The following is a 26,700-nucleotide window of genomic DNA, read 5'->3' on the forward strand; positions in this document are numbered from 1 at the left end:
AATAAAGCTTGATAATTTTTAGTCTTTTGATGCAACAAAGCCTAAAAGCCCTTTAAGAAATCATTCCTCCTATAAACCCCTTAATTTTTTCTAGCATGGCGTCTTCATTGTTTAAATTTTCTTCTATGATTTTGACTAACGCTGATCCGCAAATCACGCCATCAGCGCCCATTTCTTTAGCGTTTGTGATGTGTTCTTTTTTGGAAATGCCAAAGCCCAATAAGGCTGGGGTAGAGCTAAAGGTTTTTAGGGTTTTAATAATAGCGCTCGCGTCATTTTCTAAAGTATGGCTCACCCCTGTAACCCCACTCCTGGCTAAAGTGTAGATATAGCCTTGCGAATGCGTAGCGGTTTGTTCTAAATCCTTACTGCTCGCATTAGGGCTGGCGATAAAGATTTGTTTGATTTGGTGTTTTTGAGCGGATTTGATGACCAATTCTTTTTCTATTAGGGGCATGTCCGCTATTAAAACGCTATCCACGCCGCATTCTTTAGCTTGAGCGTAAAAACCATCAACGCCATAAGAAAAAATTAAATTCGCATACGCTAAAAGCCCTATGGGAATATCATGGTTGTAACCTCTAATCTTTTTTAAAAGCTGGAAATTTTTAGCCATAGAAGCGTGTTTTAACGCTCTTAAATGGCTCGCTTGTATGGTGGTGCCATCCGCTACAGGATCAGAAAAAGCAAGACCCAATTCCAAAGCGCTCACCCCGCTAATAATTAAGGTTTTAATGATTTCAAAACTCCATTCATAATTAGGATCGCCCAAGGTTACAAACGGGATAAACGCCATTTTATCTTGTTTTTTTAAGGTTTCAAACATGTTTTGATACCTCATTTTAAACCTCCTTTTAAAGCGTTATAAACGGTGCTTAAATCCTTATCCCCCCGACCGCTTAAATTCACTACGATGATGCTTTCTTCTTCGCATTTTTGAGCGAGTTTTAAAGCATACGCTAAAGCGTGTGAGCTTTCTAGCGCTGGGATAATGCCTTCTTTTTGGCACAACAAGCTAAAGGCCTCTAGCGCTTCAAGATCGCTTGCGCTTTCATAAACCGCACGCTTACTCTCTTTTAAATAGCTGTGTTCTGGCCCCACTCCTGGATAATCAAGCCCGGCGCTAATGCTATGGCTTTCTGTAATCTGGCCTTCATCATCTTGTAAAAGATAGGTTTTATTCCCATGCAAAATCCCCACACGCCCCTTATTCAAAGTCGCCCCATGCTTATTGGTTTCTAGCCCTAAACCCGCCGGCTCTACGCCTATGAGTTTCACTTCTTTATCGTTTAAAAACGCGCTGAATATCCCTATAGCGTTAGACCCCCCTCCAACGCATGCGATAACATAATCAGGCAAGCGGTTTTCTTTTTCTAAAATCTGGCTTTTAACCTCATCGCCTATCATTTTTTGAAAGGTTTTAACCATTGTGGGGTAAGGGTGCGGCCCGGCGGCTGTGCCTAGCAAATAATGCGTGTCCTTGTAACTGCTCGCCCAATCTCTTAAGGCTTCATTCACAGCGTCTTTAAGCGTCGCGCTCCCTGAATTAACCTCTCTCACTTCAGCGCCTAATAAGCGCATTCTAAAAACATTCATTTCCTGGCGCTTGATGTCTTTTTCTCCCATAAAAATCACGCATTTTAAACCCAATAACGCGCAAGCGATAGCCGTCGCCACGCCATGCTGACCGGCACCTGTTTCAGCGATGATCCTTGTTTTACCCATTTTTTTCGCTAAAAGGGCTTGCCCTAAGGCTTGATTGGTCTTGTGTGCCCCGCCATGGATTAAATCCTCTCGTTTTAAATAAAGCTTGACTTTAGGGTTAGAAACGATATTTTGACACAAGGTTAAAGGGCTGGGACGGCCCACAAAATCCTTTAAAAGATGAAAATATTCTTTTTGAAATTCCTCATCTTTCAAACACGCATCAAACGCCTGTTCTAACTCTCTTAATGCAGGCACTAACAACTCTGAAACAAAACTCCCTCCAAACTCCCCAAAATACGCTTTTTTATTCATTTTAATACTCTCTTAACATTCGGGCTAATTGCTTGATTTTATCCTTATTTTTAATCCCAGGGCTTATTTCTAAACCTGAATTGAAATCCAAACCCAACGCTTTAATTTTCAAGGCTTTTTGAATGTTATCCAAATTAAGCCCACCAGCTAGCATGAAAGGCGTTTTGGCATTTTCTAAAATTTCCCAATCAAAACTCACGCCATTGCCTCCCTTTTTATCCCCCTTAGTGTCGTATAAGATTAGAGAGGCCTCTTTAGTTTTAGGCGTTAAATCTTTAGAATCCGCCACGCTCACTACTTGCCAGATCGCGCAAGTTTTAGGGAGCGATTTTTTCAATTGAGCGATTTCTTTAGGCGAATAGTTATAAAGCTGCACCGCTTTTAAATCAAGCTTTTTAACGATTTTTTGGATTTTTTTAATTTTATCTTTCACAAACACGCCTACAAAATCCAGTTTTTTAACCGCTTTTGTGATCTTTAAGGCTTCTTTAGGCTTGATGTATCGGGGCGAAGATTTTTCAAAAATCAAACCCCCATAAATAAAATGGTTTTTATAAACGGCTTTGGCGTCTTTAATCCTTGTAAGCCCGCACACTTTATTTTCGCCTAAAATCAATTTAGCGCACGCTTTTTTCAAATCCTTTTCTTTCATTAAAGAGCTGCCCACTAAAAAGCCATTCACATAAGGGGCTAGGGCTTTGATTTGCGCATGCGAATAAATACCGGACTCGCTGATAATGAGCGCGTCTTTAGGCAAAAGGGGGCGTAATTCCAGCGTGTGGTCAATATCGGTTTTTAAGGTATGTAAATCCCTGTTATTGATGCCTATAATGTCGTATTGGAGTTTGAGCAAGCGCTCAATTTCTTGCTGGTTGGAAACTTCAGTTAAAACGCTCATGTTTAAGGATTTAGCGAGATTAAAAAGCTCTAAATAATTTTTATCATCTAACGCGCTTAACATTAAAAGCACCGCATTAGCTCCCATAACCCTAGCGAGTTTGATCTGAAAAGCGTCAATGATAAAATCTTTACACAAAATGGGCTTGGTGGAATGCTGCGAAACGATCTTAATGTTTTCATAAGAGCCTAAAAAATGTTTAGAATCGGCTAAAACTGAAACGCAAGAGGCAAATTTTTCATAAGTTTTCGTTATTTTTAATAGATCAAAATCTTCTCTGATCAAACCTTTAGAGGGCGATGCTTTTTTACACTCTAAAATAAAGCTTGTCCTTTTTTCCAATAACGCTTTTTTAAAATCCCTATCGCTTGGGGTTATGTTTGCGGGCAAGGTGTGATTTTTTTTAAGCATAGAGACTTCTAGGAGTTTGTCTTTAAGGATGTTTTCTAACACGCTAGGCATGGCTTAACCTTATGATTTTTTGTAAATGAGCATAAGGCGCTTTGGTTTTTAAATGTTCTAAAGTCATGCCCACGCCCTCTTTTAAATCTTTAGCCCTATGGCTTAAATACAACAAACTCGCCACATTCGCCGCAACCACCATTGTATGCGAATTTTTGCCTTTATTTTCTAAAATATCTAAACACGCTTGAACGCTTTCTTTGGCGTTTTCAATCTGTAATTCTTTCAAATCATAGGGGAGCAAATCAAAATCTTTAGCGCTCAAGTCATACTCTAAAATTTCGTTATTTTTCAATTCACACGCATGCGTAATGTCATGCAACACGATTTCATCTGTCCCCCCTCCATTAACCACCATCGCCCTTTTAACGCCTAAAGCCTTCAACGCTAGCGCCATAGTCTTACACAAGGATTTGTCATACACGCCTAAAAGCTGGATTTTTGGCCTTAAAGGGTTGATTAAAGGCCCTAAGCAATTGAAAATCGTTTTAGTGAAAAGCTCTTTTCTTAAAGGGGCGGATTTCCTGAAGCTTTGATGGTATAAAGGCGCGAATAAAAACCCAAAATGCGTTTGTTTGAAGCAATTCTCTAATTGCGTGGGGTTCATTTCAATATTCACGCCCAAATTTTCCAACAGATCCGCGCTCCCGCTATGACTGGACACGCTCCTTGATCCATGTTTAGCCATGGGCAACCCCATAGAGCTGGCAATGAGCGCAGCAATCGTGCTAATATTAATCGTTTTTAACCCATCGCCCCCCGTGCCGCAATTGTCTATTAAATCCAAGCCGCTGTTAAAAGGCTTAGGGGCATGCTCTAAAAGCGTGGTTGCAGCGACGCTAATCTCCTTAAAGCTCTCGCCCTTGATTTTTAAAGCACATAAAACCGCCCCAAGTTGCGCGGGGCTTACTTTTTCGTTGATAATGAGCGTGAATAACTTTTTAACTTCTTCATCGTTCAAGTCTTTTTGATGATAAAGGGCGTTTAAAATGTCTTTCATTACAATTCTTTTAAAAACCCCACGCTTTGCTCTAACAACGCCCTCCCTTGTAAAGTCATGATGCTTTCAGGGTGGAATTGGTAAGCTAAAATTTTATCTTCTTCATTGATAATGGCCATAGGAATGTTGTCATGCTCAGCGATCACTTCTAAATTTTTAGGCAACCCGCTCGCCATTAAAGAATGGTAACGCCCCACCACCATGCTTTCCCCTAAACCTTTAAAAACGGCATGCTTTTTGAGCGCGATAGTCGTCGCTTTGCCATGCACGATTTCTTTACTCCTTATGATTTTAGCCCCATAGCTTTGCGCTAAGGCTTGCAAGCCTAAACAAACCCCTAAAATGGGGAATTTCTTTTTAGCCATTGCAATGATTTTTAAAAGATTGCCTGAACTATTAGGGTTACCAGGCCCGGGCGAGATGAACAATAAAGGGGTTTTTGGTTCTTCATTCATTAAGCCCATGAGATAACTCGGATCAATATCGTTTTGATAAACAGCCACTTCATAACCCAAACACTCTAATTCATACACCAAATTATAAGAGAAAGAATCAAAATTATCTATAAAAAAGATTTTCATAAGCTTGTTTTCCTGATCGCATCAATAAGGGCTTGCGCTTTGGCTCTTGTTTCATTCGCTTCGTTTTGCGGCACGCTGTCTAACACGATGCCAGCTCCTGCTTGGATCACCGCTCTATTGTTTTTAACAAAACATGAACGGATAGTGATGCAAGAATCCATAGAACCCTCGCTATTTAAATACCCCACGCTCCCCCCATAAGAGCCTCTCCTTTGGTTTTCTAGTTGGTAAATCAATTTGATCGCAGAGATTTTAGGTGCTCCGCTGAGCGTGCCGGCGTTCATAAAACTCCTATAAGCATGCAAACTATCGCACCCTTTTTTCAATTCCCCCACAACCCTTGAGACTAAATGCATGACATTGGAATATTTATCCACCTTTAAAAGCTTGTCGCAATAGCGTTTTTTTGAAACCCTGGCCATGTCGTTTCTGGCTAAATCCACTAGCATGATGTGTTCAGCCCTTTCTTTATAGTCGTGTTGCAAATCAAATTCCATTTTACTATCTAAATCGTCATCAATATTCCCTTGTTTGTCCTTACCCCTTAAACGAGTGCCAGCAATGGGATAAATCTCAGCCGTATTCGTTAAAGCGTTGTATTTTAAAGCGCTCTCAGGGCTTGCCCCAAAAAGGATAAAATCGCTGTCTTCGATATAGAACATATAGGGGCTAGGATTAGAGAGCTTTAAATGATAATACGCGCTCAAACCCTCCAAGCACTCCATATAAAAACTGCGCGACAACACCGCTTGAAAAATCTCGCCCTTTTTGATTTCTTCTTGTAAGAATAACACCTTTTTTTCAAACTCGCTATCATCACAACTAACGCTAACTTCTGTGCTTTGCTTAGCTTTTTTAGGGATAAAATCGCTTTTGATGTTTTTAGTCAACTCTTTTAAATCCTGTAATTCTTTAGCTATCTCTGTTTTAAAGCGTTCATCAAAACACGCTCCTAAGATTTCAGCGCTTTTTTCTTTATGGTCTATGATGATCAAATTTTGCGCGACATAAAAAATAAAGTCATGCGCGGTGTTGTCTTGTGCTTTTAAGTGGGGCAAATCTTCAAAAAAATTGAGCATTTCAAAAGAAAAAACACCCGCGCTAAAGAGCGTAAAAGGGTGTTTGGGTTTTGTTTTAACGCTTTTAAAAAGCCCCCTTAAAGCGTCAAAAGGGCTAGGTTCAAAGAGTTTTAAAAACTCATCTTGCGTTTTTTTATTTTTGGTATAAATTAAGGTTAGGGCGTTGTCTTGTATAGGCGTTTTAAAAAACGCGCTCAATCTTTGCAAAAACGCCCCGCCATTAGGCGTTAGGCTAGTGATGGTTACGATATTGTGGTTGCAAACCAGCTTCAAACAAGCCTTAGCCATTAAAAGGGATTTGGTGTGTACTTTGCTCTCAATCTCAGCGCTTTCAAAAAGCAAGGTGTGCCGTTGCTCTAACTTTTCATAAAGAGCTAGGGGGTAGGGAATGTAAGGGGCTTTTTCTATAAGACTGATCATCAATTTCTTTACACTAAAAATAAATTCGTATTTTACAAGAAATAGATAAATGAGCGCTAGATCTTATTAGAGCCTAGTTGGTGCGAGAGCTAATCTAGCTTAAATTCAAATTGAATCCCTCAAGGCTCAATTTATGAGGAAATTAGAAATTTTAATAAGAATGCGAAAAACCGCTTCAATCCGATTAAATTTTTGAGCGTTTTAAGATCGCTTGCGTAATGTTTGTTGCAGTTATCTTTCTTGCACATGATGAGAAAGATTTTTTGTGATAAATCCCACAATCTTTTCGCTTTCTTTTTGAATGTCAATCAAACTCATGTCGTTTGAGCCATTAGGTGGGGTGATGCCTAAAAATTGTTCGTTGAAAGGCCGCCATCTGGCAATAGAGGCGGTGAGTTCGTTAGGGTAAAACCCGATAGATTGGTTGTCAAATAAAGCGTTCACATGCAAAGGGCCTGAAGCGTTCCCGATATAGACGCTTAAATTCGCGCACAATTTGGCTAAATCCACTAAACTATGGCTCGTATCATAGAGGTGAGCGAAAGGGACTTCTTTAAGGAGTTCTTCTGTGGCTTTTCTCTCGCCTGGCCCGCAAATAAGAATGATCTCACAACTTAATTTTTCATGCAAGATTGTAATCAACTCAATGAAATGCGAAGCAGGCAATACGGGCGAACTGCCTCCGCTATGCATATGCACGCCGATCCACAATAGATCAACATTAGCGTTGAGTTTTGAAGCGATGATGGTTCGCTCTTTGGATTTGTCCTTAAGCTTCCATGCGATTTTTTTAATTTGAGCGTTAGGGAGATCGTAGTCTTTACAAAACGCATGGATTAAGTCCAAATTGTATTCGTATTCGGTTTTTAAGCATAAAGAGCGATTTTGGCGTACGCTCTTTTGATAAAACCAAGAATAGATTTTGGTCTTTGGGGCTAGGATATAAGGAATGGATTTTCTCAAACTGAAAGCGAGTTTGGCGTTTTTAAAATTAGAAAATAAAAAGATAAGAGCGTCAATGGAGCGGTTTTTGAGAGTGGTGGCTAAATGGTTGTCTTCTATGATGACTTCATCAATGAAAGGGAATTCTAAAGCGATTGGGGTGGTATAGCTAGGCACAACCACGCCCAAATACACTTCTACGCCTTTTTCTAAAAAAGCATGCTTGAGAGCGATTAAAGCGGGAATCGCTAAAATAAAATCGCCTAACTTGTCGTTACGGATCACAAAAACTTTTTGAGAGTTTTCTTTGTCTTTACATTTTAAATCTTCAAACCCTACAAAATCCATGACTCCGCCTAAGAGATCAAATTTTTTGTCATGTTAGCAAAAATCGTTCTTATGCGATGGATAAATTTTATTTTTTATTTTGCCATGCTTTTATAGGCCCATCTTCCCATGTGCCATAGAGAGAATTAGGTAAAATGATCCATTCTGTGCCGAATTTTTGAGCGTTTTGCAAGACTTTGGCTTGTTGTTCTTGGCTGTTTTTAGCGTCTTTAGCAAAAAGCGCGTCAAAATCATGCAAAGTGTCGCCCACTTGTAAAACAATCGCATAATCCTTAGCGACTAACTCCCGCCTAACGGCTTTAGGCTTGCCTTTTTCCTTTAACAAAACGGATTCTTCACTCACTTGGGGGAGCTTAAAGCTTTTGAGCGTTTTTAAAGTGAATGCCTTATTTTTTTGGGTGCGGTTAGAAATGTAAAAAATCTTAACGCCCTTAGAATTAGCGTATTCTAAAAAGTCTAGCGCTCCAGGAATGAGCGAAAGAGAGCCTTCTTTTTCAAATTTATCCCAAGTTTCTGGGGTGTATTTAATGCAGTTTTTGACTAAATAGCCCGCATAATCAAAAGTGTTCAAAACGGTTTCATCTAAATCCAAGATGACGGCTGGCTTTTTGTCTTTAACGAGCTTAAGGTTATTGTCTAGCGCCATTTTCGCCATTTTGTAACTTTGCAATTGCAAGGCTCTAATTTCAGCGCTTTGCTGATGATACTTAACGCTTCTTGTTATCGGCGAAACGCACTCTTTAGCGTCTAACACACTCATCAAACTCAATCCTAATAAAACTGATGCAAGGGTCTTTTTTATCATAACAACACCTACCTAATGGGGATTTTTTGTATTATACCTTAAAACAGACGATTAGGAGTATTTTACCATTAACCAATTTGTTGTATAGTTGGCGTTTTTAATTCAAAATGAAGCGAGGAAACAATGAAAAAAGCGTTAATGTTCACCCTTTTGGGCGTTAGTTTGGCGTTTGCAAAACCTTATACGATTGATAAGGCAAACTCTAGCGTGTGGTTTGAGGTAAAGCACTTCACGTTCAATGAAACAAGAGGCGCGTTTGATAATTTTGATGGCAAAATTGATCTAGAGCCTAACACTAAAGTGCTCAGCGTTTTTGAAGGCAATATTGATGTGAAAAGCATCAATACTAGGGATAGAAAAAGAGATAACCATTTGAAAACAGCGGATTTTTTTGATGTGGTGAAATACCCCAAAGGGAGCTTTAAAATGACCAAATACGAAGATGGTAAAATCCATGGGGATTTGACTCTTCGTGGCGTAACCAAACCTGTCGTATTGGAAGCCAAAATCCAAGCCCCCTTACAAAACCCCATGAATAAAAAAGAATTCATGGTGCTACAAGCTGAAGGCAAAATCAACCGCAAGGATTTTGGTATCGGCAAAACCTTTAGCAATGCTGTCGTTGGAGATGAGGTAAAGATTGAGATCAAACTAGAAGCTTACGCTCAATAATCGTTTTGCAAGAGATAGATATTTTCGTCTCTTGCGTTTTTCTAACGGCACAAAAACCTTTATTTAACTTTGATACGCCATATCCCAAAATTGGTATTCGTATTCGCTTGTAGCGATAAAAATATCCTTTAATTTTTCAATTTCTTGTTTTGAAGAAGCGAGGGTGAGAGAATCAAGCAAATTAATATTCCAATTTACGCACGCTTGAAATTCTTTGGAACTATAGCCCTTAATCCAATGCCCATAAAAGGCATGCTCTAAAGCGTTTGGGATTTGGCTTAAATTTTGCGCGATCACTAAATAGCTCCAACCACAAGATAGAACAGCCGCCGCAACTTCTTTGATAGAGCCCTTAAACCCTTCAGTGAGCATGTAGCTTGTATAGGATTGGTTAGCTGGAGTGGGGCGCGCGTTTTGCAATTCTTTTTGAGTGATTTGAAGTTCTCTAATGTAATGGTTATGGATACTCATCTCGTTATTTAAAATATCTTGTATAGCGTTAGAAAACTCTCTCATCACCGCTTCATCACAAGCCTTAATTACGCCTAGAGCAAACACCTTAGCGTATTCTAAAAGGAACAAATAATCTTGAATGATATAAAAACGGAATTTATCTCTTCCTAAAGTCCCATGCCCAATGCCTTGAACAAACGGATGGGAAATACAACCACCCCAAATAGATCGCACGTTTTCATACAGATATTGTGAAACCTGCATTTTTACACTCCTAAAATCAATTCAACACGCATTCTAACACGAAAGCTCACAAATATGGTATAAAAATTTGTTTTTAAAAGATTTGTGAGTAAGCCCTGCTATCTAAAAATTGAACGATATGTCAAAATATCTGTGATTTTGAATAGCGATTAATGATATTACAAGGCTTGTATTGCCTTTGTGTTATTTAAGACTGGCTATCCTTTGTAATCATAAAAAGGTTAATTCCATCTCACTCTGTAGGTTTTTATTTTTAGAAGTTTTTATTATGGGAACTTGTAGTATGGCACTTACAAGATAGGAGTCAATCTTAGATGCATGGTTTCAAACCTATTACAGAGCGAGATGGAATTAACCCTACTATTTATGGTTGGTTTAAACTCTGTATGAAGTCATATCGGCTGAAACTTAAAATAGTTTAGCATAAAAATAAAAAAGCGTCTAATATATTCAAAATAGGCGTTCAATTTTTAAGCGGTTGGTGTAAAAACGCTATCAAAGGCTTTGATGCCTGAAACTTGACATTCCAAAACGCTTAAAAAATGCTAAAAACCAATTATTTATTTTAATCCTTTAATTTGTGAATAAACAAAACACTTATTGAGATTTTTGTGGTATTTGGCTGATTTGTAACAACGCTTTTAATAGGGTTGTGGTATAAATATTCTTATCAAGGTGTGCCAAACATGCTTTGAATCTCAATTTTATGAAAGGATTTGTTATGAGTGGATTAAGAACATTTAGTTGTGTAGTGGTTTTATGCGGTGCAATGGTTAATACGGCTGTAGCTAGTCCTAAAATAGAGGCAAGGGGTGAATTAGGCAGATTTTTAGGAGGAGCTGTTGGGGGTGCAGTGGGTGGTGCAATGGGAGTAGCTGTCGGAGGTGCAGTAGGTGGAGCCGTTCTTGGTCCTGCTGGTAGCACTTGGGGTGGTCGCATTGGTGGAACTTTTGGTGGTGGGTAGGGAGAGAATTTGGTCGGGAAATAGGCGATAGGGTAGAAGATCTTATCCGTGATTTCATAGACAGAGAGCCGCAAACTAAAGAACCACAAGCCCCAAGAGAACCTATCCGTGATTTTTATGATTACGGCTATAGTTTTGGGCATGCTTGGTGATCTTAAATGAGCCAAGGTGATGGGAAAGGAAATAACATGGATACTGCAAAAGAGAACTTGAATGGCTCAAAAGAGCGTTTGAATTATACTGAATACAGTGTGGCAGTGGTTTTAGTTATTATAATTTGTTACTCCATAATGTTTAGAACAGCTCTTTATCGCTCAGATGTTGGTGATCCGATTTTTGACCCTAAAGATAGTTACTATGTGTGGCTAACGACTCTAATAGCGGCTTTATTGTCTAACCTCTTGTTCAACCCAAAAGGCAGGTCGGTAGGTTATTTCATTATTGAAACTTGGCAAGGATTCCCCAAGTTTTTTAAAGCCATTTTTAAGGCTAGGTTTTTTGGCGCGTTTTATGACGCTGTGTTAGGAGCAAGACTAAGGGATTTCTATATGGTGCTTTTAACGATACCTTTTGGTATCGCTATGCATGAAATTTCGGCGTATTGTGGGCATCCTAGCAACTTTCTTGTAGAGGGTTTGGTCATTGTAGGGTTTCAAGGTTTTCTTAAGCTTTGTGCTAAATGGGGGTGGTGATTTAACCCAAATAGCATTAAATGGAGGGAGACATAAAAACTTTAAAGCGCATTCTCATGGATTTGTGTTACAATAAGGAGCATTTAAGGGGTGCTTTTTAAAACGCTCAAGTTTTTAAAAGGCTGAGATCAAACCCGTAGAACTTGTCAAGGTAATTCTTGCGTAAGGAATAACATGTTAATAACCACCCAATTATCCAAACGATTTTATGCCACGCTCATTCTCGCTTGCGTGTTTTTAACCATCACTAACATCCTTGTCAAAGGCTCGTTTATCAACCTACTAGCAGGGCTTAGCGGGGTTTTGTATGCGTTTTTTGCCGGAGAAAGGCAAACGATTTGCTTTATATTTGGTCTTGTTTATAATTTGAGTTACGCTTATGTCGCTTATCAATGGAAATTAAACGCTGATGTGATTTTATGCCTTTTTTTGTATATGCCGGTAACGATTTATGGGCTATTCGCATGGAAAAAAACGGAGCAGCATGAGGGCGCTATCAAGGCTCAAAAACTTCCCAAAAATTGGCGTTTTGCGCTCGTTTTAGGCATAGGGGTTTTAACTTATGCGAGTGCTTTGTTTTTTAAAGAGATTAAAACGAATTTTTTATGGGCAGAGAGTTTTAATTTCGTCATCTTTATCATCGCTTTTATTTTACAGGTTTTGCGCTATATAGAAAATTATGTGCTAGTAACTTTAGGGAATATCGTATCTATTATCGTGTGGTTTTGTATTTTTCAAATTTCTACAGAGAGTTTGGTGCAGCTCTTCACAACGATCCTATACCTTTTTATTGGCTTGTATTATTTTAACCGCTGGAACCAATCATGCAAGCAGTGATTTTAGCGAATGGGGAATTTCCTAAATCCCAAAAATGCTTAGACATTTTAAAAAACGCTCCCTTTTTAATCGCATGCGATGGGGCTGTTATATCATTGCATGCGCTTCAATTCAAACCCAGCGTTGTTATAGGCGATTTGGATAGCATTGATTCGCATTTGAAAGACTTGTATAACCCTATATGCGTGAGCGAACAAGACAGCAACGATTTGTCCAAAGCCTTTTTTTATGCCTTGAATAGGGGCTGTGATGATTTTATTTTTTTAGGGTTGAATGGAAAGCGAGAAGATCATGCCCTAGCGAACACTTTTTTATTGTTGGAGTATTTTAAATTTTGCAAAAAAATCCAAGCCATAAGCGATTATGGTCTTTTTAGGGTACTAGAAACCCCTTTTACTTTGCCCAGTTTTAAGGGGGAGCAAATCTCGCTTTTTAGCTTGGATCTTAAAGCCCGATTCACTTCTAAAAACCTCAAATACCCCTTAAAAGACTTGCGTTTAAAAACGCTCTTTTCTGGCTCGCTCAATGAAGCCACTAATCATTGTTTTAGCCTTAGCTCTGAACCTAAATCGGTGGTGCTAGTGTATCAAAAATTCTCATGAGCGGGTTTTATTCTTATAAGTCTTTAATGTCTGCATGTTGTGTCAAGTTAAGGAGCATTTGAGTTAGCAAGTATAGAAAGATTGATTCAGTCTTGCTTTGTGTGGTAAAGGTGGTAGGTTTTAGTATGGAGATTAGTATGTCTTGTGTGGCCTTCACAAGGTAGGAGTTTGTGTTCATAATTTTTTTAACAAAACCACTACAAAGCGAGACTGAATCAACCTCATCACCCTAATTTAGCATTAAAGGAATAGCCAATATCTAGTGCGTCTAAAAATACGCTTGAATCCATCTGGCTCAATTTCCAGCAGTTGGATTTCTTAAAATCATCCAACCAATTAGAATCCTTAACAAAGATGTAAAAACGCCACTCAATTAAAGGGTGAAATAGAAGCCAGCGCGAGTTTTGAGTTTATTTTGGTTTTTTAAAAAATGGGGTTTCAGTCACTTTATTTTTATAGTTTTAAGTTTTATTTAATAGTAAAACTCATAAGGAAAGATATTTTAAAATAATTTCCCTTTGCAACCCCCCCTTAAACCCTTAAGAGCGCATTGCAGAAATTGCCGCTTGATTAACGCCAAGCTCTTTTATATTTTTTGATTACAGAAAACGCTTTTTAGCGTTTTAATTTTATCACTAATACTCAATGGGAGCAAAGCCAAAGCTTTTAAGTGCTTCTTTTAAAAAGATAAAATCAAAGCGATATTACCAACCAAGACTAAAATCTTGGCTAGCAACCCGTCAAATTTCACACAAATTCAATGGTGGCCAGAGTGGAAGCGTCCCCTCTTCTAAAAGTGGTGCGTTGGATCCTAGTGTATCCGCCATTCCTTTGTGCGTATTTGGGCGCGATTTCAGTTACAAGCTTGTGGGTGGCTTCTTTGTTTTGCAAATATGCAAAAACATGGCGGTGCGCGTTAAAATCGCCCACACGAGCCGCTGTCGTTAATTTCTCAATGTAACTGCGCAATTCCTTAGCTTTATAAATCCCTGTTTCAATTTTGTTATGCTCAATCAAAGCGATCGCTAAATTCTTTAATAACGCCTTTCTGTGCGAGCTGGTTCTCCCAAGCTTGCGGTATCCGTGTTTGTGTCTCATCAGTCGTTACCTCCTTTATCTTCTAATTTTTCTAATCTTTTCTTTAAACTCTCTCTTTGTTCATGGCTTAATTCTGTGCCTACCGGATAGCCCAAATCATTCAATTTTTCAGCGATTTCATCATAGGATTTTTTACCCATGTTCCTCACGCCCTTAAGCTCTTCTTCGCTCATCAACACGAGTTCGCCCACATACTTGATGCCGACTTTATCCAAGCAATTAAAACACCTAGCGCTCAAATTCATGCTTTCAATCTTAGTGCTCAAATCTTTAGCGTCATCTCTTTGGGCGTAATCGCCTGAATACTCCGTGTTAGCAATGGGTCTTTCGCCAAAAACGCCCAGTTGCTTGCTCATCACTTTCACCGCTGATAAAAACGCTTTATAAGGGTCAATCTGCCCGTCCGTTTCAATATCAAAAATGATTTTTTCATAGTTAGGATCGCCCTCAACCAAAACATTTTCAATCTCATAAACGACATTTTTAATCGGCGTGAAAGAGCCGTCTAGCGGCATGTAACCTTCAGGCATCAATTCCCTTGTGTTTTCGCTTGGGACATACCCCATTCCCTTATAAATGATGAGCGAAAAATTCAATTGAGCGTCTTCGTTGATCGTGGCTAGGGGCATTTCAGGATTGACGATTTCTATCTGCTCAGAATTCAAATCCCTAGCCCTAAGCTCCATAGGCCCTTTAAAAGAATAATCCACCACAACCGATTGGTTTTCTAAAGAACTATCCTGCCCCACTAACGCCTTGGCTATGAAACGGATATTCTTTAAATTCATGATAAAAAGCGACACGTCTTCAGTAACCCCTCTTAAAGAGTCAAACTCATGATGGACGCCTTCAATCTTTAAACCTACAGGAGCATACCCCACAGAGCTTAAAAGCAAGAGCCTTCTAATAGGGTGAGCGAGCGTAACAGCGTAACCAAACTCAAATGGAGCCAGAGAAATCTTAACCCGATTGCCCTCTTTCTCTAGCACCTTAATTTCTGATGGGATCAAAGGTGCTGTTTTGATAACTTTCATGCTCTAACCCCTTACTTAGAATACAATTCTACAATGAGTCTTTCTTCAATAGGGACAACCACTTCTTCTCTTTCAGGGTAGCGGGTGAAGATGCCGTATTTTTTATCTTTTTCCACATCAATCCATGGCACAATCCCTGTTTGAGTCGTCAATTCCATCGCGCGCACCACTTGAGGGTTGCTCTTGGTTTTTTCTTTGATCTCAATTTTTTGCCCTGAACGCACGAAATAAGAGGGAATATCCAAACGCTTGCCATCCACGAGCACATGCCCATGCGTTACCAATTGCCTAGCGGAGCTTCTAGTGGTCGCAAAGCCCATGCGATAGACGACATTGTCCAATCTTCTTTCAATCAAGCGGATAAGGTTTTCACCCGTATTGCCGTCCAAGCGATTGGCTTCCACAAAAATACTCCTGAATTGCTTTTCAGAAATGCCATACATCATTTTGGCTTTTTGCTTTTCTTTCAACTGCAACCCGTAATCAGAAGTCTTAGCGCGCCTTTGCCCATGCTGGCCTGGCCCATAAGCCCTTTTATCTAGCGCGCTCTTCCCGCTCAATCGCCTTTCACCTTTTAAAGCTAAAGAAACCCCAAAACGCCTTTCTAGTCTCTCTACTGCACCTCTATACCTTGCCATAAAGCCTCCTTACACTCTTCTTCTTTTAGGGGGTCTGCAACCATTATGAGGGAGCGGGGTGATGTCTTTAATCCAAAGCACTTTAACGCCCTCTGTCGCGCCCACGCTCTTAATAGCGGTTTCACGCCCACTACCTGGCCCTTGAACCTTAATGCCCACTTCTTTAACGCCATGTTCTTTAGCCTTGCTTAGAGCGCTTTCTACAGCTTGTTGGGCCGCATAAGGGGTGGATTTTTTAGAGCCTTTAAACCCTAAACCGCCCGCCGTGCTCCAGCAAATCACATTACCCATTTCATCAGTGATAGTGATGTTGGTGTTGTTAAAGGTCGCTGAAATATAAACAACCCCTCTAGCAATATTCTTTTTGACTACTTTCTTTTTAGCCACTACATTTCTCTTAGCCATTAAATCATCATCTCCTTATCCGCTACTTGCTACCCACGGTTTTTTTCTTACCCTTACGAGTCCTAGCGTTATTTTTAGTGGTTTGGCCTCTCACAGGAAGACCCTTACGATGCCTGATCCCACGATAATTCCCTAAGTCCATTAAGGATTTAATATCCATTTGAACTTTTTTACGCAAATCGCCCTCTACTAAGTAGCTTTGCTGGATTTTTTTAGCGATACTAGACACTTCATCTTCGCTCAATTCATGCACGCGTTTGTCAAAAGAAATGCCCACCGCTTCTAAAATCTCTCTAGAACTCTTAAGCCCAATCCCATAAATATAGGTAAGGGCATACTCTACTCTCTTCTTTTTTGGTAAATCCACACCAGCAATCCTTGCCATGCTTTATCCTTGTCTTTGTTTGTGTTTAGGGGTAGCACAGATCACTCTAATAACGCCCCTTCTTTTAATGATTTTGCACTTATCGCACATCTTTTTCACTGATGGCCTGACTTTCATGATTTTTCTCCTTTGAAAAAATTAGGCACTACTAAAAACTTTTATACTAACATATTTTCATTGAAATAACCCTTAAATTCATTTATATCTAAAAGTTATCCGCCCCTTGTCTAAACTATAGGGCGTAAGCTCTAGCTTGACCCTATCGCCTAAAGCAATCCTAATGTAGTGCATGCGCATCTTTCCAGAAATACGGCACAACACCACATGTTTGTTGTCTAACTCCACCTTAAAAGTGGCGTTAGGCAACGCCTCAATCACTTTCCCATCCACTTCTATAACATCATCTCTTGCCATTAACGCTCCGTAAGAATCACTGCTTTATTGCCAACTATGGCGATAGTATGCTCATGGTGGCTTGTGTTAAGCCCATCCACTGAAACCACGCTCCACTTATCCGCTAGTATTTTAGGCTCGCCTTGTTTTTGACACACCATAGGCTCTAAACAAAATACCATGCCCTCTTTGATTTTAGGGCCGCTATTAGGTTTGACGCCTTTTTCTAGGTAGTTGGGGATTTCTGGCTCTTCATGGGGTTTTTTACCAATGCCATGCCCGCAAAACCCCTTCAAAGGCACAAAGCCTCTTTCTACAATAGCACTCTCTAAAATCTGACTCAACTCTTTAAAATGCATGCCCACTCTAATTGAGCTAATGGCATGCATCAAGCTCTCTTGAGAGCAAGCGAGCAATTTTTCATCTTGAGGGCTTATCGCACCTATGGGAAGCGTGAGGGCTGAATCGCCATAATAGCCATCCACCTCCACCCCCAAATCCAAGCCTATAATATCCCCTTCTTGTAAAACATAATCCGTAGGAATGCCATGAATGACCACCTCATTTAAGGACATGCACACAGAGTTAGGGAAACCATAAAGCCCCTTAAAAGCAGGCCTAGCATGAGAGGATTTGATAAAATCTTCAGCCATTTTATCCAGCTCTAAAAGTGAAACCCCAGGCCTTACTTCTCGCTCTAAAAGGGCTAACGCTTGAGCGGTCAATTCCCCGGCTTTTCTTAGAGCTTTGATTTCTTTTGGGCTTTTGATAGAAATTGCCATTAAAAGCCTACCGCGCTTAAAGTTTTATACTTGCTCATATAAATTTGCGCTTCAATCTTTTTCATGGTATCAATAGCGACTTGAACCACAATCAGCACCGCCGTGCCTCCAAAGTAAAAAGGCACGCCCATAGCCTTAACCAAAATCCAAGGCACAGTAGAAATGAGCGCCAAGTACAACGAACCCCACAAAGTGAGTTTGCTCGCTACAGCGTTCAAAAACGATGAAGTCCCCTCTCCAGGCCTAAGCCCTGGAATATACCCGCCATTACGCCTCAAATTATCCGCAATATCCTTAGAATTGAACACGATAGAAGAATAAAAGTAAGCAAAAAAGATGATGAGCAAGAACATCAAAATATTATACGCATACCCTTGCGGGCTTAAAAAATCCGCAATCGCTTGCAAGGTTTTGTTGCTTGTGGCTTGCTGTAAAATCGTAGAAGGGAACACGAGCAAAGCTGAAGCGAAAATAGGGGGGATCACCCCGCTTAAATTCAACTTAATGGGAATGTAATTCATGATGCGCTTGTTTTGGTTTTGCATCACCACTTTACGCGCATAAGAAATAGGGATCCTGCGCTCGGCTAATTCCACATAGATGATCGCAAAAATAGTCGCTAAAACAATCAGCACAATACCAATGAGCATTAAGATATTGATCACGCCCGTATTGACCAGATTGAATGTGCCTGAAATGGCTGATGGGATCCCTGAAACAATCCCAGCAAAAATAATAAGGCTGATCCCATTCCCCACGCCCCTTTGCGTGATTTGCTCCCCTATCCACATGAGCAGCATTGTCCCTGTAAGCATAGAAAACGCTGAAACGATCATAAAGACTTGCATATCAATCATGATCGCCCCATTGGCTCCTCCGCTAATGCTCCTTAAGCCCACTGAAACGCTCACCGCTTGGATTAGGGTGATTAAAATGGTCAAATAGCGCACGATTTGCATGTATTTTTGCATGCCGTCTCGCTCTTTTTTCATTTTAGCCAGGTTAGGGAAAGTCGCGCTCAAAAGCTCCATGATGATTGAAGAAGTGATATAGGGCATGATACCCAAAGAGATGATGCTCAAGCGAGAAACCGCATTCCCGCTAAACATGTTAAACAACCCCAAAGCGTTGTTGGAATTGCTGTCAAAAAAAGCCTTGATCGCTGCTAAATCTACGCCGGGAATGGGGATATAAGCTAAGACTCTGTAGAGAAATAAAAAACCTAAAGTGATGAGTATCTTGCTAGCAATGGCTTTATTCATAACTTATTCCTCTTAAATCAAGCTGACACAACAGAGGCATTATTTCTGCCCGCTTGTTTTGATTCTTTCATCTTTAATTTTAGAAGCCAAGTTTTTAGCGTCTTTACCAATCAATTTCACGCCTTCAATATAAAGAGGGAAATGGTGCAAAGCGCGCAAGCTTGAAAAAGTGATTTCTTCTAAATTTTTAATCGCTTCATTCTTTTCCACATTGATAGAATAGATATGAGAGTCTTTAGTCCTAAAACCTATTTTAGGCAAACGGCGTTGTAAGGGTTGTTGCCCTCCTTCAAAGCCTCTTTTAGCCTTATAGCCTGTCCTTGCGGTTTGACCTTTACCGCCTCTTGTAGCGGTTTTTCCCATGCCGCTTCCTTGACCACGGCCCACTCGTTTGATTTTCTTAACGCTACCTTTAGCCGGTTTTAAATTTTCTAATCCCATTACAATATCCTTTTTAACTACGCCTTGATTTTCGCTAAAGCGTCAAAAGTCGCGCGTACCACATTATAGGGGTTATTAGAGCCTAAAGATTTGGTTAGAATATCCTTAATGCCTGCTAATTCCACGATAGGGCGCGTTGAACCCCCAGCAATCACCCCCGTTCCCTCACTTGCCGGTTTGAGTAAAATACGGCTTGCGTTGTATTTATGCTCAATGTCATGAGCGATAGTCGTGCCTTTAATCGTTACATGGATTAAGTTTTTGAACGCATCATCTACCGCTTTTTTAATCGCATCAGGGACTTCTTTAGCCTTGCCCAAACCAAAGCCCACAAGCCCATTTTTATTGCCCACAACCACTAAAGCGTTAAAACGAAACCGCCTACCGCCCTTAACCACTTTGGTTACACGGCCAATATTCACAACGACTTCTTGAAACTCTTCTCTGTTAATCTCTTCCATACCTTTCCTTTCTGTCATAGAGCGATCCCGTTCTCTCTCAAGCTTTCAGCAAACGCTGCCACCACGCCATGATAGAGGTAACCATTCCTGTCATAAACCGCTCGCTCAATCCCTGCTTTTTTCAATTCTTCAGCAAAGAGAGCGCCTAATTTTTTAGCGTCTTCTTGCGTGTTTTTAAAGCCCATTTTCCTGCCATCAATATGCGTTATAGTGCTTTGTTTAACATCATCAATCGCTTGCGCATAAAAATAGCGGTTGGAACGAAAAACGCTCACCCTAGGTCTTAATGCATCGCCCAAGAGCTTGCTTTTGATTCTTAATTTTCGGCGATCCCTTAAGGCTTTCTTTTTGTATAATGCTTTTGCGTTCATCATTTCACCTTATTTATTTTTTAGCCGTTTTACCAGCTTTTCTAATAATGACTTCATTGCTGTATTTCACGCCCTTGCCTTTGTATGGCTCTGGGGGTCTGAAGCTCCTGATTTCAGCGGCGACTTGCCCTACTTGTTGCTTATCGCTCCCTTTGATAGTGATCGTGTTTTTTTCCACCACCATTTCAATCCCTGCTGGAATGGGGTATTTCACCGGGTGGCTAAAACCCAAGCTCAAATCCAAAGTTTTATGACCCAAAGCCACCTTATAGCCCACGCCATTGACTTCTAAAGTCTTACTGAAACCGGCGCTTAATCCTATCACAATGTTATTCGCTAAAGCCCCATAAGTCCCCCAATAAGCCCTAGACTGCGCGTCTTCGCCCACAGGCTGGAAGCTCAATTGGTTGTTTTCAAGCGTGATTTTCACTCGGTTGTGAGTTTCTAATTCATGCTTTTCTTTGCTGTTTTTAAAAAGAAGCTTACTCCCTTCCACGCTCGCTTGCACAGAGCTTGGGATTTCAATGATTCTTTTCCCGATTCTTGACATTTTTAATCCTTTACCAAATGCTGCAAAGCACTTCGCCACCGACATTTTGTCTGTAAGCTTCTTCGTTAGTGATCACACCCTTAGAAGTGCTTACCACAATCACGCCATAGCCATTTTTAAAGCGCTTCAACTCGTTTTTTTGCTTATACACACGACGACCGGGCTTGCTTAAGCGCTTCACTTCGCTGATTTTTGAATGCCCTTTTTCATCATAAGCCAATTGCACATAAACCGATTGTTTCTTGTCTTTATCTTTGACATTGAAATCTTTAATGAAACCTTTTTCTTTAAAAATCTCTAAAATAGAAACCACGATCTTTGCGTAATAAAGCTGTGTGAATTCTAAGCGGCGCATAGAAGCGTTTCTCAAACGAGTTAATGAATCTGCAATTATATCATTTACCATATCTTATCCTTACCAACTGGCTTTTCTCAAGCCTGGGATGAGTCCCTCACTACCCATTTTTCTCAGGCACACCCTACAAAGCCCAAAATCCCTATAAACCGAATGAGGTCTCCCACAAATGCGGCATCTCGTATAAGCCCTTACTTGGAATTTTGGTTTCCTTTGAGCCTTTGCTATCATTGATTTTTTAGCCATATTAACCCCTTATCTCACTTTTGCAAAAGGCAATCCAAGCAATTCTAATAACTTGAACGCTTCTTTATCGTTGTCCGTAGAAGTTACCATAGTGATGTTCATGCCATGACTGACCATAATATCATCATAAACCACTTCCGGGAAAATCAACTGCTCATTGATCCCAAAGGTGTAATTCCCACGCCCATCAAAGCCATTCCGTGAGATCCCTCTAAAGTCTTTCACTCTGGGTAATGAAATCACAATCAGCTTTTCTAAGAAATTATACATGCGTTTATTCCTTAAGGTAACTTTCGCCCCTACCGCCATGCCTTCTCTGATCTTAAAGCCTGCAACGGATTTTTTCGCTTTAGTGATAACCGCTTTTTGCCCTGCAATCAAAGAAATCGTTTGCACGATATTTTGCATGATTTTCATGTCTTTTGCATGAGCCCCAGCGCCCACGCTGATAACGATTTTTTCTAGCTTGGGCAAAAGCATGGGGTTTTTGATGTCTAATTCTTGAGCGAGTTTTGTTCTCACTTCATTTTGATAAAATTGTTTCAAACCAAACATAATATCCAACTCCTTAGGCTTTCTTCACATTGGAAATGTGCATGGGCTTTTCTTTTTTAATAAAGCCCCCTTTAGGGTTATCATCAGTAGGTTTAATCGCTTTTTTCACCACCTTACACCCTTCAACAACCACTTGAGAAGTCTTAGGCAACACCGCCAAAACCTTAGCGACCTTGCCCTTATCGTCTCCTGCAATGACTTTCACCATGTCATTTTTTTTGATTTCGCTTTTCATTATACAACCTCCGGCGCTAGAGAAATAATCTTCATGAAATTAGCGTAACGCACTTCTCGGCTCACTGGCCCAAAAATCCTTGTGCCAACAGGATCTTTTTTAGCATCCAAAATCACCGCTGCATTGTCATCAAAACGCACCAAAGAACCATTTTTCCTTTGGATTTCTTTTTTCGTTCTCACCACAACGGCTTTGACCACTTGACCGCGTTTCACCTTACCATTAGGGATAGCTTTTTTCACGGAAGCCACGATCACGCTACCCACACTCGCATAGCGTTTATGACTGCCCCCTAACACCTTAATGCACATGATTTCTTTCGCGCCGCTATTGTCAGCGACATTCAATCTTGTAAAACTCTGTATCATGCTTATACTCCCACTACTAAAATTTCTTTAAGCGTGAAGGACTTGGTTTTAGAAAGAGGTCTGCACTCAATCGCGCTCACAAAATCCCCTACTTTCACTTGATTGTTTTCATCATGAATGGTGTATTTTTTGAATTTTTTAACAATCTTGCGGTATTTTTCATGCACCACTTTTCTTTCCACAAGAATCACAGCGCTTTTTTCAGCAAACTTGCTGATAACCTTGCCTTGCACCAGCCTTTTATGCGGCTCTTTCGTATTCATTGCTTACCCTTTTTTTACTCAACGCTAGAAGAATAATACGCGTTAATGGCCGTGTTAATGCGAGCGATATTTCTTCTAGCTTTCTTAATCTCGTTAGGATTACTCAATTGCATGGTCTTTAACTTAACGCGCAACTCAAAAAGCTCCGCTTTCTTAGCATGCAACAACTCTTCTAATTCCTTGATACTTTTATCTTTCAATTCAGTATATTTCATTTTCGCTCTCACAAGTTACAATTTTGGTTTTAAAAGGAAGTTTGCTCTGAGCTAACGCTAAAGCTTCTCTCGCTAGTCCTTCTTCAATGCCTAGCATTTCATAAACGATTCTGCCCGGCTTGATATTCATCACCCATTTTTCCACAGAACCTTTACCTTTACCCATCCTCGTTTCTAAAGGTTTGGCGGTCAAAGGCTTATCGGGAAACACTCTAATCCACACCTTACCCGCTCTTTTAATGTGCCTTGTCATAGCCACCCTTGCGGATTCAATCTGGCGTGAATCAATCCTCCCATGCTCTATGGCTTTAATCGCAATATCCCCAAACGCAATAGAGTTACCACGATGGGCTTTCCCACGATTGCGCCCTTTCATTTGCTTTCTGTATTTTGTTCTTTTTGGCATTAACATGATTATTGCCTCCCTCTTCTGCTTCTTCTAGGCTCTCTTTCTTCTTTAGCCTCTTCTTTTTTCTCAAATTGGATGCCTTTTTGCAAAACTTCCCCTTTGAAAATCCACACTTTCACGCCAATAATACCATATACCGTCATCGCTTCAGCAAAGCCATAATCAATTTTAGCCCTTAAGGTGTGTAAAGGCACGCGCCCTTCCATATACCATTCGGTGCGAGCGATTTCAGCCCCTGCTAAACGGCCAGAAACGCGCACCTTAATCCCTTTAGCGCCGGATTTTAACGCCGCTTGCATGACCTTTTTCATCGCGCGGCGGAAAGCGACCCTTTTTTCTAGTTGGGTGGCTACATTTTCTGCGGCTAATTGGGCGTCAGCTTGGGGGCGTTTGACTTCTTTAATATTAATGGAGACTTCTTTTTTGATGAGCGTTTTTAGGCCTTCTTTGACCTTTTCAATATCCACGCCTTTTTTACCGATGATAAGCCCCGGGCGAGCCGCTACGACCGTAACGCGCAGTTTTTTAGCCGCTCTTTCAATCACAATCTCGCTCACGCCAGCGTAATAAAGCTCTTTTTTAAGGAATTTCCTAATCTTGTTGTCTTCATCAATATTGCTTGGAGCGGTGCGAACGCTAGGGAACCATCTGGAAGTCCAATTCCTATTAATACCTAATCTCAAACCTACCGGATTAACTTTTTGTCCCATGCCCTACTTACCTTCTGCTTGATTTTTTTTATGGCTTTTAGAAGATTTCATTTCTTTCCCTTCTGCTACTTCTACGAATACATGAGATGTTGGCTTTCTAATGGCTGTGGCCCTACCTTTAGCCCTTGGAATGGAGCGCCTAAGCACAGGGCCTGCATCCACTCTGCAAGAAACAATTAAAGCGCTCTTAGCGTCCAATGAGCCGTTAGCGACCGCAGAAGCCACCACTTTTGAAAGCACTCTAGCCGCTTTATTGGGCGTAAATTCTAAACTAGCGATCGCTAATTCAGCGTTCATGCCTTGAATCTGTCTTGCAATCAATCTGGCTTTAGTAGGAGATAACCGCACAAATCTTAATAACGCTTTGCTCATTCTACCCCCTTACTTGCCAATCTTTTTTTGGACACTGCCTTTGTGCCCTTTAAAAGTTCTTGTAGGAGCGAATTCCCCTAACTTATAACCCACATGGTTTTCTGTGATATACACAGGGACAAAAACCCTTCCGTTATGCACATTATAAGTAAAACCAATCATTTCAGGCAAAATGGTGCTTCTTCTAGACCATGTTTTAATCGGGCGGTTATCCTTGCCCTCTTTTGCCTTGAGCGTTTTTTTCATCAAGTGGTCGTCTATAAAAGGACCCTTTTTAATTGACCTAGACATTCTTTAACCCTTTATTTATGTTTCTTTCTGGAGATGATGAGCTTGTCGCTAGCTTTTTTCTTTCTAGTTTTATAGCCCTTAGCTGGAGTGCCCCAAGGCGATACAGGATGACCGCTTGTCCCTGTTTTACCCTCACCCCCACCATGCGGGTGATCCACGGGGTTCATCGCGCTCCCACGAGTTTGTGGGCGAATGCCTCTGTGGCGGTTACGCCCTGCCTTACCGATAGAGACATTGATAAAATCCTCATTCCCTACCACGCCAACACTCGCCATGCATTCGCTTAGAATGTAGCGCATTTCAGAGCTTGGCATTCTAAGAATGGTGTATTTATTTTCTCTACCCATGATTTGAGCGCTCATTCCTGCACTTCTGGCTAATTGCCCGCCAGCCCCTGGATGCATTTCAATGTTATGCACCACCGTTCCTATGGGGATATTTTTTAACTTCATCGCAAAGCCCACTTTAATATCCAAACCGCCTTCAGCAGCGATAACGCTATCGCCCACTTTCAAACCGCTTGGCTGTAAAATATAGCGTTTGTCCCCATCAGGATAGACTACAAGAGCGATGCGCGCGTTTCTGTAAGGATCATACTCAATCGCAGCCACTTTCCCCTCAATGTTGTATTTGTTGCGTTTGAAATCAATAATGCGATAGAGTTTTTTAGCCCCTCTCTCTTTGTGGCGGCTGGTGATGCGCCCGTTATTGTTCCTCCCTGCTGTTGCTTTAAGCTTAGTGAGTAAGCCTTTGACACTGCTTTTTGCGGTAATGTCTTTAGAGTCCAACACCGACATGAAGCGTCTGCTTGGGGTGTAGGGCTTATAAGTTTTAATCGCCATAACGCTTTCTCCTTTCTACGCGCCAAGGGCGGCAATGCTAGCGCCCTCTGGAACTTTCACATAAAATTTCTTAAACGACTTTCTTTGTCCAAGCTTCCCTCTAAAGCGTTTCACCTTACCTTCTTGTTTCAAAGAATTGATTTTCAAAGGCTCAAAGCCAAAGTAAGTTTTAAACACTTCTTTGAGCTGGTTTTTAGTTACATTTTGAGCCGTTTGGACCACTAAAACACCTTTTTCTTGCAATCCTAATGACTTTTCAGTGTAAAGAATTGACTTTATATCCATGATGTCTGCCATTTTTTACTCCTCTGTCTTATCTTGCACCGCATGCTGAAACGCCGCTTCTTCCATCACCACAGAGCTAAACGCCGCTAAAAGATAAGCGTTTAACTCGCTCACATCAATAACAAGGCATTTTTTAAGGTTACTAAAGGCTAACTCGGTGTATTCGTCCATGTTCATGCACACAAACAAAGTGTCTCGTTGCTCTAAAGCCTGAAACATTTGGTTGGCTTCTTTAGTCAAATGCTTTCTTTTATTGTCTTCAACCACGCCTTTTATAGCGATTTTTTCCACTACAAAAAGCTTGTTCGCTTGCGCTTTTTCTTCTAAAGCGTATTCTAAAGCCAAGCGCTTTTGTTTTTTATTGATTTTAAGGTTGTAGTTGCGCTTATTTGTAGCCCCATGAGAGACACCCCCACCGACAAACACAGGCGAAGTGATACTCCCTGCTCTGGCTCTCCCGCCTCCTTTTTGCGCCCAAGGCTTCCTACCGCCCCCGCTCACTTCAGCGCGGTTTTTACTTTTAGCGGTATTAGCGCGTGCAGAAGATAAATAATGTTTCACATAAAGATAGAGGTTATGGCTGTTGATGCCCTCATATCTTTTAGGTAACTCCACGCTACCCTTTTCTTTCAAATGGCTGTCTAAAACGATGGCCTTACTCATATCAAACCCTTTATATTATATTCAATGTATGGT

General features: G+C 40.7%; 40 protein-coding genes, 1 pseudogene and 1 riboswitch. Of the genes and pseudogenes, 5 read left to right on the forward strand and 36 right to left on the reverse strand.

Features of this window, described 5'->3' with window-relative positions:
• Positions 1 to 52: 52 nt before the first annotated feature.
• The 8 genes from trpA to CS889_RS06175 form a co-directional block, all read right to left on the reverse strand.
• On the reverse strand, positions 53 to 841 hold the full coding sequence (gene trpA / locus CS889_RS06140) for a tryptophan synthase subunit alpha (RefSeq protein WP_089087148.1): 789 nt from the start codon (positions 839 to 841) through the stop codon (positions 53 to 55).
• The gene (trpB, locus tag CS889_RS06145; RefSeq protein WP_089087149.1) at positions 838 to 2,019 is read right to left on the reverse strand and encodes a tryptophan synthase subunit beta; all 1,182 of its coding nucleotides are present in this window, start codon (positions 2,017 to 2,019) and stop codon (positions 838 to 840) included. Before trpB ends, trpA begins: the two co-directional genes overlap by 4 nt.
• A gap of 1 nt (position 2,020) precedes the next feature.
• A complete protein-coding gene (gene trpCF, locus CS889_RS06150) occupies positions 2,021 to 3,379 on the reverse strand; it encodes a bifunctional indole-3-glycerol-phosphate synthase TrpC/phosphoribosylanthranilate isomerase TrpF (RefSeq protein ID WP_089087150.1) in 1,359 nt (452 codons plus the stop codon).
• The gene (trpD, locus tag CS889_RS06155) at positions 3,372 to 4,379 is read right to left on the reverse strand and encodes an anthranilate phosphoribosyltransferase (RefSeq protein ID WP_089087151.1); all 1,008 of its coding nucleotides are present in this window, start codon (positions 4,377 to 4,379) and stop codon (positions 3,372 to 3,374) included. The genes trpCF and trpD overlap by 8 nt, the downstream gene beginning before the upstream one ends.
• Positions 4,379 to 4,960 carry an aminodeoxychorismate/anthranilate synthase component II gene (locus CS889_RS06160; protein ID WP_089087152.1) on the reverse strand — a complete coding sequence of 194 codons (582 nt, stop codon included), beginning with the start codon at positions 4,958 to 4,960 and terminating at the stop codon, positions 4,379 to 4,381. The genes trpD and CS889_RS06160 overlap by 1 nt, the downstream gene beginning before the upstream one ends.
• Positions 4,957 to 6,459, reverse strand: coding sequence for an anthranilate synthase component I (gene trpE, locus CS889_RS06165; RefSeq protein WP_089087153.1), 1,503 nt, complete (start codon positions 6,457 to 6,459; stop codon positions 4,957 to 4,959). The genes CS889_RS06160 and trpE overlap by 4 nt, the downstream gene beginning before the upstream one ends.
• Positions 6,460 to 6,690: 231 nt before the next feature.
• Positions 6,691 to 7,749, reverse strand: a complete 1,059-nt coding sequence (locus CS889_RS06170) for a glycosyltransferase family 9 protein (protein WP_089087154.1) — start codon at positions 7,747 to 7,749, stop codon at positions 6,691 to 6,693.
• Positions 7,750 to 7,816: 67 nt separating this feature from the next.
• A complete protein-coding gene (locus CS889_RS06175) occupies positions 7,817 to 8,554 on the reverse strand; it encodes a 5'-nucleotidase, lipoprotein e(P4) family (RefSeq protein WP_001964620.1) in 738 nt (245 codons plus the stop codon).
• A 123-nt stretch (positions 8,555 to 8,677) separates the two neighbouring features.
• Here CS889_RS06175 and CS889_RS06180 point away from each other — a divergent pair, with 123 nt between their 5' ends.
• On the forward strand, positions 8,678 to 9,226 hold the full coding sequence (locus tag CS889_RS06180) for a YceI family protein (RefSeq protein WP_089087155.1): 549 nt from the start codon (positions 8,678 to 8,680) through the stop codon (positions 9,224 to 9,226).
• A gap of 63 nt (positions 9,227 to 9,289) precedes the next feature.
• On the opposite strand, the gene tenA is transcribed toward CS889_RS06180, so the two are convergent.
• Positions 9,290 to 9,943 (reverse strand): thiaminase II, encoded by a 654-nt coding sequence (gene tenA / locus CS889_RS06185; protein WP_089087156.1) that lies wholly within the window; start codon positions 9,941 to 9,943, stop codon positions 9,290 to 9,292.
• Positions 9,944 to 10,664: 721 nt separating this feature from the next.
• Between tenA and CS889_RS08550 the strand changes: the two are divergent.
• The 4 genes and pseudogenes from CS889_RS08550 to CS889_RS06205 all read left to right on the forward strand — a co-directional run bounded on the left by CS889_RS08550 (position 10,665) and on the right by CS889_RS06205 (position 13,038).
• Positions 10,665 to 11,059, forward strand: a pseudogene (locus CS889_RS08550) (pantothenate kinase).
• 36 nt (positions 11,060 to 11,095) lie between these two features.
• Complete coding sequence (locus CS889_RS06195; RefSeq protein WP_025448326.1) at positions 11,096 to 11,599, forward strand: hypothetical protein; 504 nt, start codon at positions 11,096 to 11,098, stop codon at positions 11,597 to 11,599.
• A gap of 76 nt (positions 11,600 to 11,675) precedes the next feature.
• A riboswitch (TPP riboswitch) is annotated at positions 11,676 to 11,786 on the forward strand.
• Positions 11,774 to 12,436: a nicotinamide riboside transporter PnuC gene (pnuC, locus tag CS889_RS06200; RefSeq protein WP_001964614.1), complete on the forward strand. Its 663-nt coding sequence runs from the start codon at positions 11,774 to 11,776 to the stop codon at positions 12,434 to 12,436. Its footprint overlaps the riboswitch before it by 13 nt.
• Complete coding sequence (locus CS889_RS06205) at positions 12,424 to 13,038, forward strand: thiamine diphosphokinase (RefSeq protein WP_001149217.1); 615 nt, start codon at positions 12,424 to 12,426, stop codon at positions 13,036 to 13,038. Before pnuC ends, CS889_RS06205 begins: the two co-directional genes overlap by 13 nt.
• Positions 13,039 to 13,785: 747 nt before the next feature.
• Here the strand turns inward: CS889_RS06205 and rplQ are convergent.
• From rplQ to rplD, 27 genes are all read right to left on the reverse strand, one after another.
• Positions 13,786 to 14,136, reverse strand: a complete 351-nt coding sequence (rplQ, locus tag CS889_RS06215; RefSeq protein WP_001216119.1) for a 50S ribosomal protein L17 — start codon at positions 14,134 to 14,136, stop codon at positions 13,786 to 13,788.
• Positions 14,136 to 15,170 (reverse strand): DNA-directed RNA polymerase subunit alpha, encoded by a 1,035-nt coding sequence (locus tag CS889_RS06220; protein WP_089087157.1) that lies wholly within the window; start codon positions 15,168 to 15,170, stop codon positions 14,136 to 14,138. Before CS889_RS06220 ends, rplQ begins: the two co-directional genes overlap by 1 nt.
• An 11-nt stretch (positions 15,171 to 15,181) precedes the next feature.
• Complete coding sequence (rpsD, locus tag CS889_RS06225; RefSeq protein WP_089087158.1) at positions 15,182 to 15,808, reverse strand: 30S ribosomal protein S4; 627 nt, start codon at positions 15,806 to 15,808, stop codon at positions 15,182 to 15,184.
• 9 nt (positions 15,809 to 15,817) lie between these two features.
• The gene (gene rpsK / locus CS889_RS06230) at positions 15,818 to 16,213 is read right to left on the reverse strand and encodes a 30S ribosomal protein S11 (protein WP_001129297.1); all 396 of its coding nucleotides are present in this window, start codon (positions 16,211 to 16,213) and stop codon (positions 15,818 to 15,820) included.
• A 22-nt stretch (positions 16,214 to 16,235) separates the two neighbouring features.
• Positions 16,236 to 16,598, reverse strand: a complete 363-nt coding sequence (rpsM, locus tag CS889_RS06235; RefSeq protein ID WP_000090809.1) for a 30S ribosomal protein S13 — start codon at positions 16,596 to 16,598, stop codon at positions 16,236 to 16,238.
• A 3-nt stretch (positions 16,599 to 16,601) separates the two neighbouring features.
• Positions 16,602 to 16,715, reverse strand: coding sequence for a 50S ribosomal protein L36 (rpmJ, locus tag CS889_RS06240; RefSeq protein WP_000868339.1), 114 nt, complete (start codon positions 16,713 to 16,715; stop codon positions 16,602 to 16,604).
• 78 nt (positions 16,716 to 16,793) lie between these two features.
• Positions 16,794 to 17,012, reverse strand: coding sequence for a translation initiation factor IF-1 (gene infA / locus CS889_RS06245; RefSeq protein ID WP_000090248.1), 219 nt, complete (start codon positions 17,010 to 17,012; stop codon positions 16,794 to 16,796).
• On the reverse strand, positions 17,012 to 17,773 hold the full coding sequence (gene map / locus CS889_RS06250; RefSeq protein WP_001924638.1) for a type I methionyl aminopeptidase: 762 nt from the start codon (positions 17,771 to 17,773) through the stop codon (positions 17,012 to 17,014). The genes infA and map overlap by 1 nt, the downstream gene beginning before the upstream one ends.
• Complete coding sequence (gene secY / locus CS889_RS06255) at positions 17,773 to 19,035, reverse strand: preprotein translocase subunit SecY (protein WP_001030180.1); 1,263 nt, start codon at positions 19,033 to 19,035, stop codon at positions 17,773 to 17,775. Before secY ends, map begins: the two co-directional genes overlap by 1 nt.
• A gap of 39 nt (positions 19,036 to 19,074) precedes the next feature.
• Positions 19,075 to 19,476, reverse strand: coding sequence for a 50S ribosomal protein L15 (gene rplO / locus CS889_RS06260; RefSeq protein WP_000522167.1), 402 nt, complete (start codon positions 19,474 to 19,476; stop codon positions 19,075 to 19,077).
• A gap of 17 nt (positions 19,477 to 19,493) precedes the next feature.
• Complete coding sequence (gene rpsE, locus CS889_RS06265; RefSeq protein ID WP_001860543.1) at positions 19,494 to 19,937, reverse strand: 30S ribosomal protein S5; 444 nt, start codon at positions 19,935 to 19,937, stop codon at positions 19,494 to 19,496.
• A gap of 14 nt (positions 19,938 to 19,951) precedes the next feature.
• Positions 19,952 to 20,308, reverse strand: coding sequence for a 50S ribosomal protein L18 (gene rplR, locus CS889_RS06270; protein WP_000991853.1), 357 nt, complete (start codon positions 20,306 to 20,308; stop codon positions 19,952 to 19,954).
• A gap of 13 nt (positions 20,309 to 20,321) precedes the next feature.
• Positions 20,322 to 20,858: a 50S ribosomal protein L6 gene (gene rplF / locus CS889_RS06275; protein WP_000086582.1), complete on the reverse strand. Its 537-nt coding sequence runs from the start codon at positions 20,856 to 20,858 to the stop codon at positions 20,322 to 20,324.
• A 10-nt stretch (positions 20,859 to 20,868) separates the two neighbouring features.
• A complete protein-coding gene (rpsH, locus tag CS889_RS06280) occupies positions 20,869 to 21,264 on the reverse strand; it encodes a 30S ribosomal protein S8 (protein WP_000245805.1) in 396 nt (131 codons plus the stop codon).
• A 9-nt stretch (positions 21,265 to 21,273) separates the two neighbouring features.
• Entirely contained in the window at positions 21,274 to 21,459 is a 186-nt protein-coding gene (locus CS889_RS06285; protein ID WP_001085694.1) for a type Z 30S ribosomal protein S14, read from the reverse strand.
• A gap of 9 nt (positions 21,460 to 21,468) precedes the next feature.
• Positions 21,469 to 22,014, reverse strand: coding sequence for a 50S ribosomal protein L5 (rplE, locus tag CS889_RS06290; RefSeq protein ID WP_089087159.1), 546 nt, complete (start codon positions 22,012 to 22,014; stop codon positions 21,469 to 21,471).
• Positions 22,015 to 22,027: 13 nt separating this feature from the next.
• Positions 22,028 to 22,249 (reverse strand): 50S ribosomal protein L24, encoded by a 222-nt coding sequence (gene rplX / locus CS889_RS06295; protein ID WP_000834240.1) that lies wholly within the window; start codon positions 22,247 to 22,249, stop codon positions 22,028 to 22,030.
• Positions 22,249 to 22,617 (reverse strand): 50S ribosomal protein L14, encoded by a 369-nt coding sequence (rplN, locus tag CS889_RS06300; RefSeq protein ID WP_000616110.1) that lies wholly within the window; start codon positions 22,615 to 22,617, stop codon positions 22,249 to 22,251. Before rplN ends, rplX begins: the two co-directional genes overlap by 1 nt.
• 2 nt (positions 22,618 to 22,619) lie before the next feature.
• Positions 22,620 to 22,880, reverse strand: a complete 261-nt coding sequence (rpsQ, locus tag CS889_RS06305) for a 30S ribosomal protein S17 (protein WP_001092746.1) — start codon at positions 22,878 to 22,880, stop codon at positions 22,620 to 22,622.
• Between the two features lie 14 nt (positions 22,881 to 22,894).
• Positions 22,895 to 23,095, reverse strand: coding sequence for a 50S ribosomal protein L29 (gene rpmC, locus CS889_RS06310; RefSeq protein ID WP_000877895.1), 201 nt, complete (start codon positions 23,093 to 23,095; stop codon positions 22,895 to 22,897).
• Complete coding sequence (gene rplP / locus CS889_RS06315) at positions 23,082 to 23,507, reverse strand: 50S ribosomal protein L16 (RefSeq protein WP_000928961.1); 426 nt, start codon at positions 23,505 to 23,507, stop codon at positions 23,082 to 23,084. Before rplP ends, rpmC begins: the two co-directional genes overlap by 14 nt.
• Before the next feature lie 2 nt (positions 23,508 to 23,509).
• Entirely contained in the window at positions 23,510 to 24,214 is a 705-nt protein-coding gene (gene rpsC, locus CS889_RS06320) for a 30S ribosomal protein S3 (protein ID WP_000529997.1), read from the reverse strand.
• 3 nt (positions 24,215 to 24,217) lie between these two features.
• The gene (gene rplV / locus CS889_RS06325; RefSeq protein WP_000030375.1) at positions 24,218 to 24,586 is read right to left on the reverse strand and encodes a 50S ribosomal protein L22; all 369 of its coding nucleotides are present in this window, start codon (positions 24,584 to 24,586) and stop codon (positions 24,218 to 24,220) included.
• Between the two features lie 9 nt (positions 24,587 to 24,595).
• Positions 24,596 to 24,877: a 30S ribosomal protein S19 gene (rpsS, locus tag CS889_RS06330; RefSeq protein WP_000091385.1), complete on the reverse strand. Its 282-nt coding sequence runs from the start codon at positions 24,875 to 24,877 to the stop codon at positions 24,596 to 24,598.
• Between the two features lie 11 nt (positions 24,878 to 24,888).
• A complete protein-coding gene (gene rplB, locus CS889_RS06335) occupies positions 24,889 to 25,719 on the reverse strand; it encodes a 50S ribosomal protein L2 (RefSeq protein ID WP_000985811.1) in 831 nt (276 codons plus the stop codon).
• A 15-nt stretch (positions 25,720 to 25,734) separates the two neighbouring features.
• Positions 25,735 to 26,016 carry a 50S ribosomal protein L23 gene (locus CS889_RS06340; protein WP_000763613.1) on the reverse strand — a complete coding sequence of 94 codons (282 nt, stop codon included), beginning with the start codon at positions 26,014 to 26,016 and terminating at the stop codon, positions 25,735 to 25,737.
• Positions 26,017 to 26,019: 3 nt separating this feature from the next.
• Positions 26,020 to 26,667 (reverse strand): 50S ribosomal protein L4, encoded by a 648-nt coding sequence (rplD, locus tag CS889_RS06345; protein ID WP_000030144.1) that lies wholly within the window; start codon positions 26,665 to 26,667, stop codon positions 26,020 to 26,022.
• Positions 26,668 to 26,700 lie beyond the last annotated feature (33 nt).

The sequence above is a fragment of the Helicobacter pylori genome, assembly GCF_900120335.1.
GTDB lineage: Bacteria > Campylobacterota > Campylobacteria > Campylobacterales > Helicobacteraceae > Helicobacter > Helicobacter pylori_BU.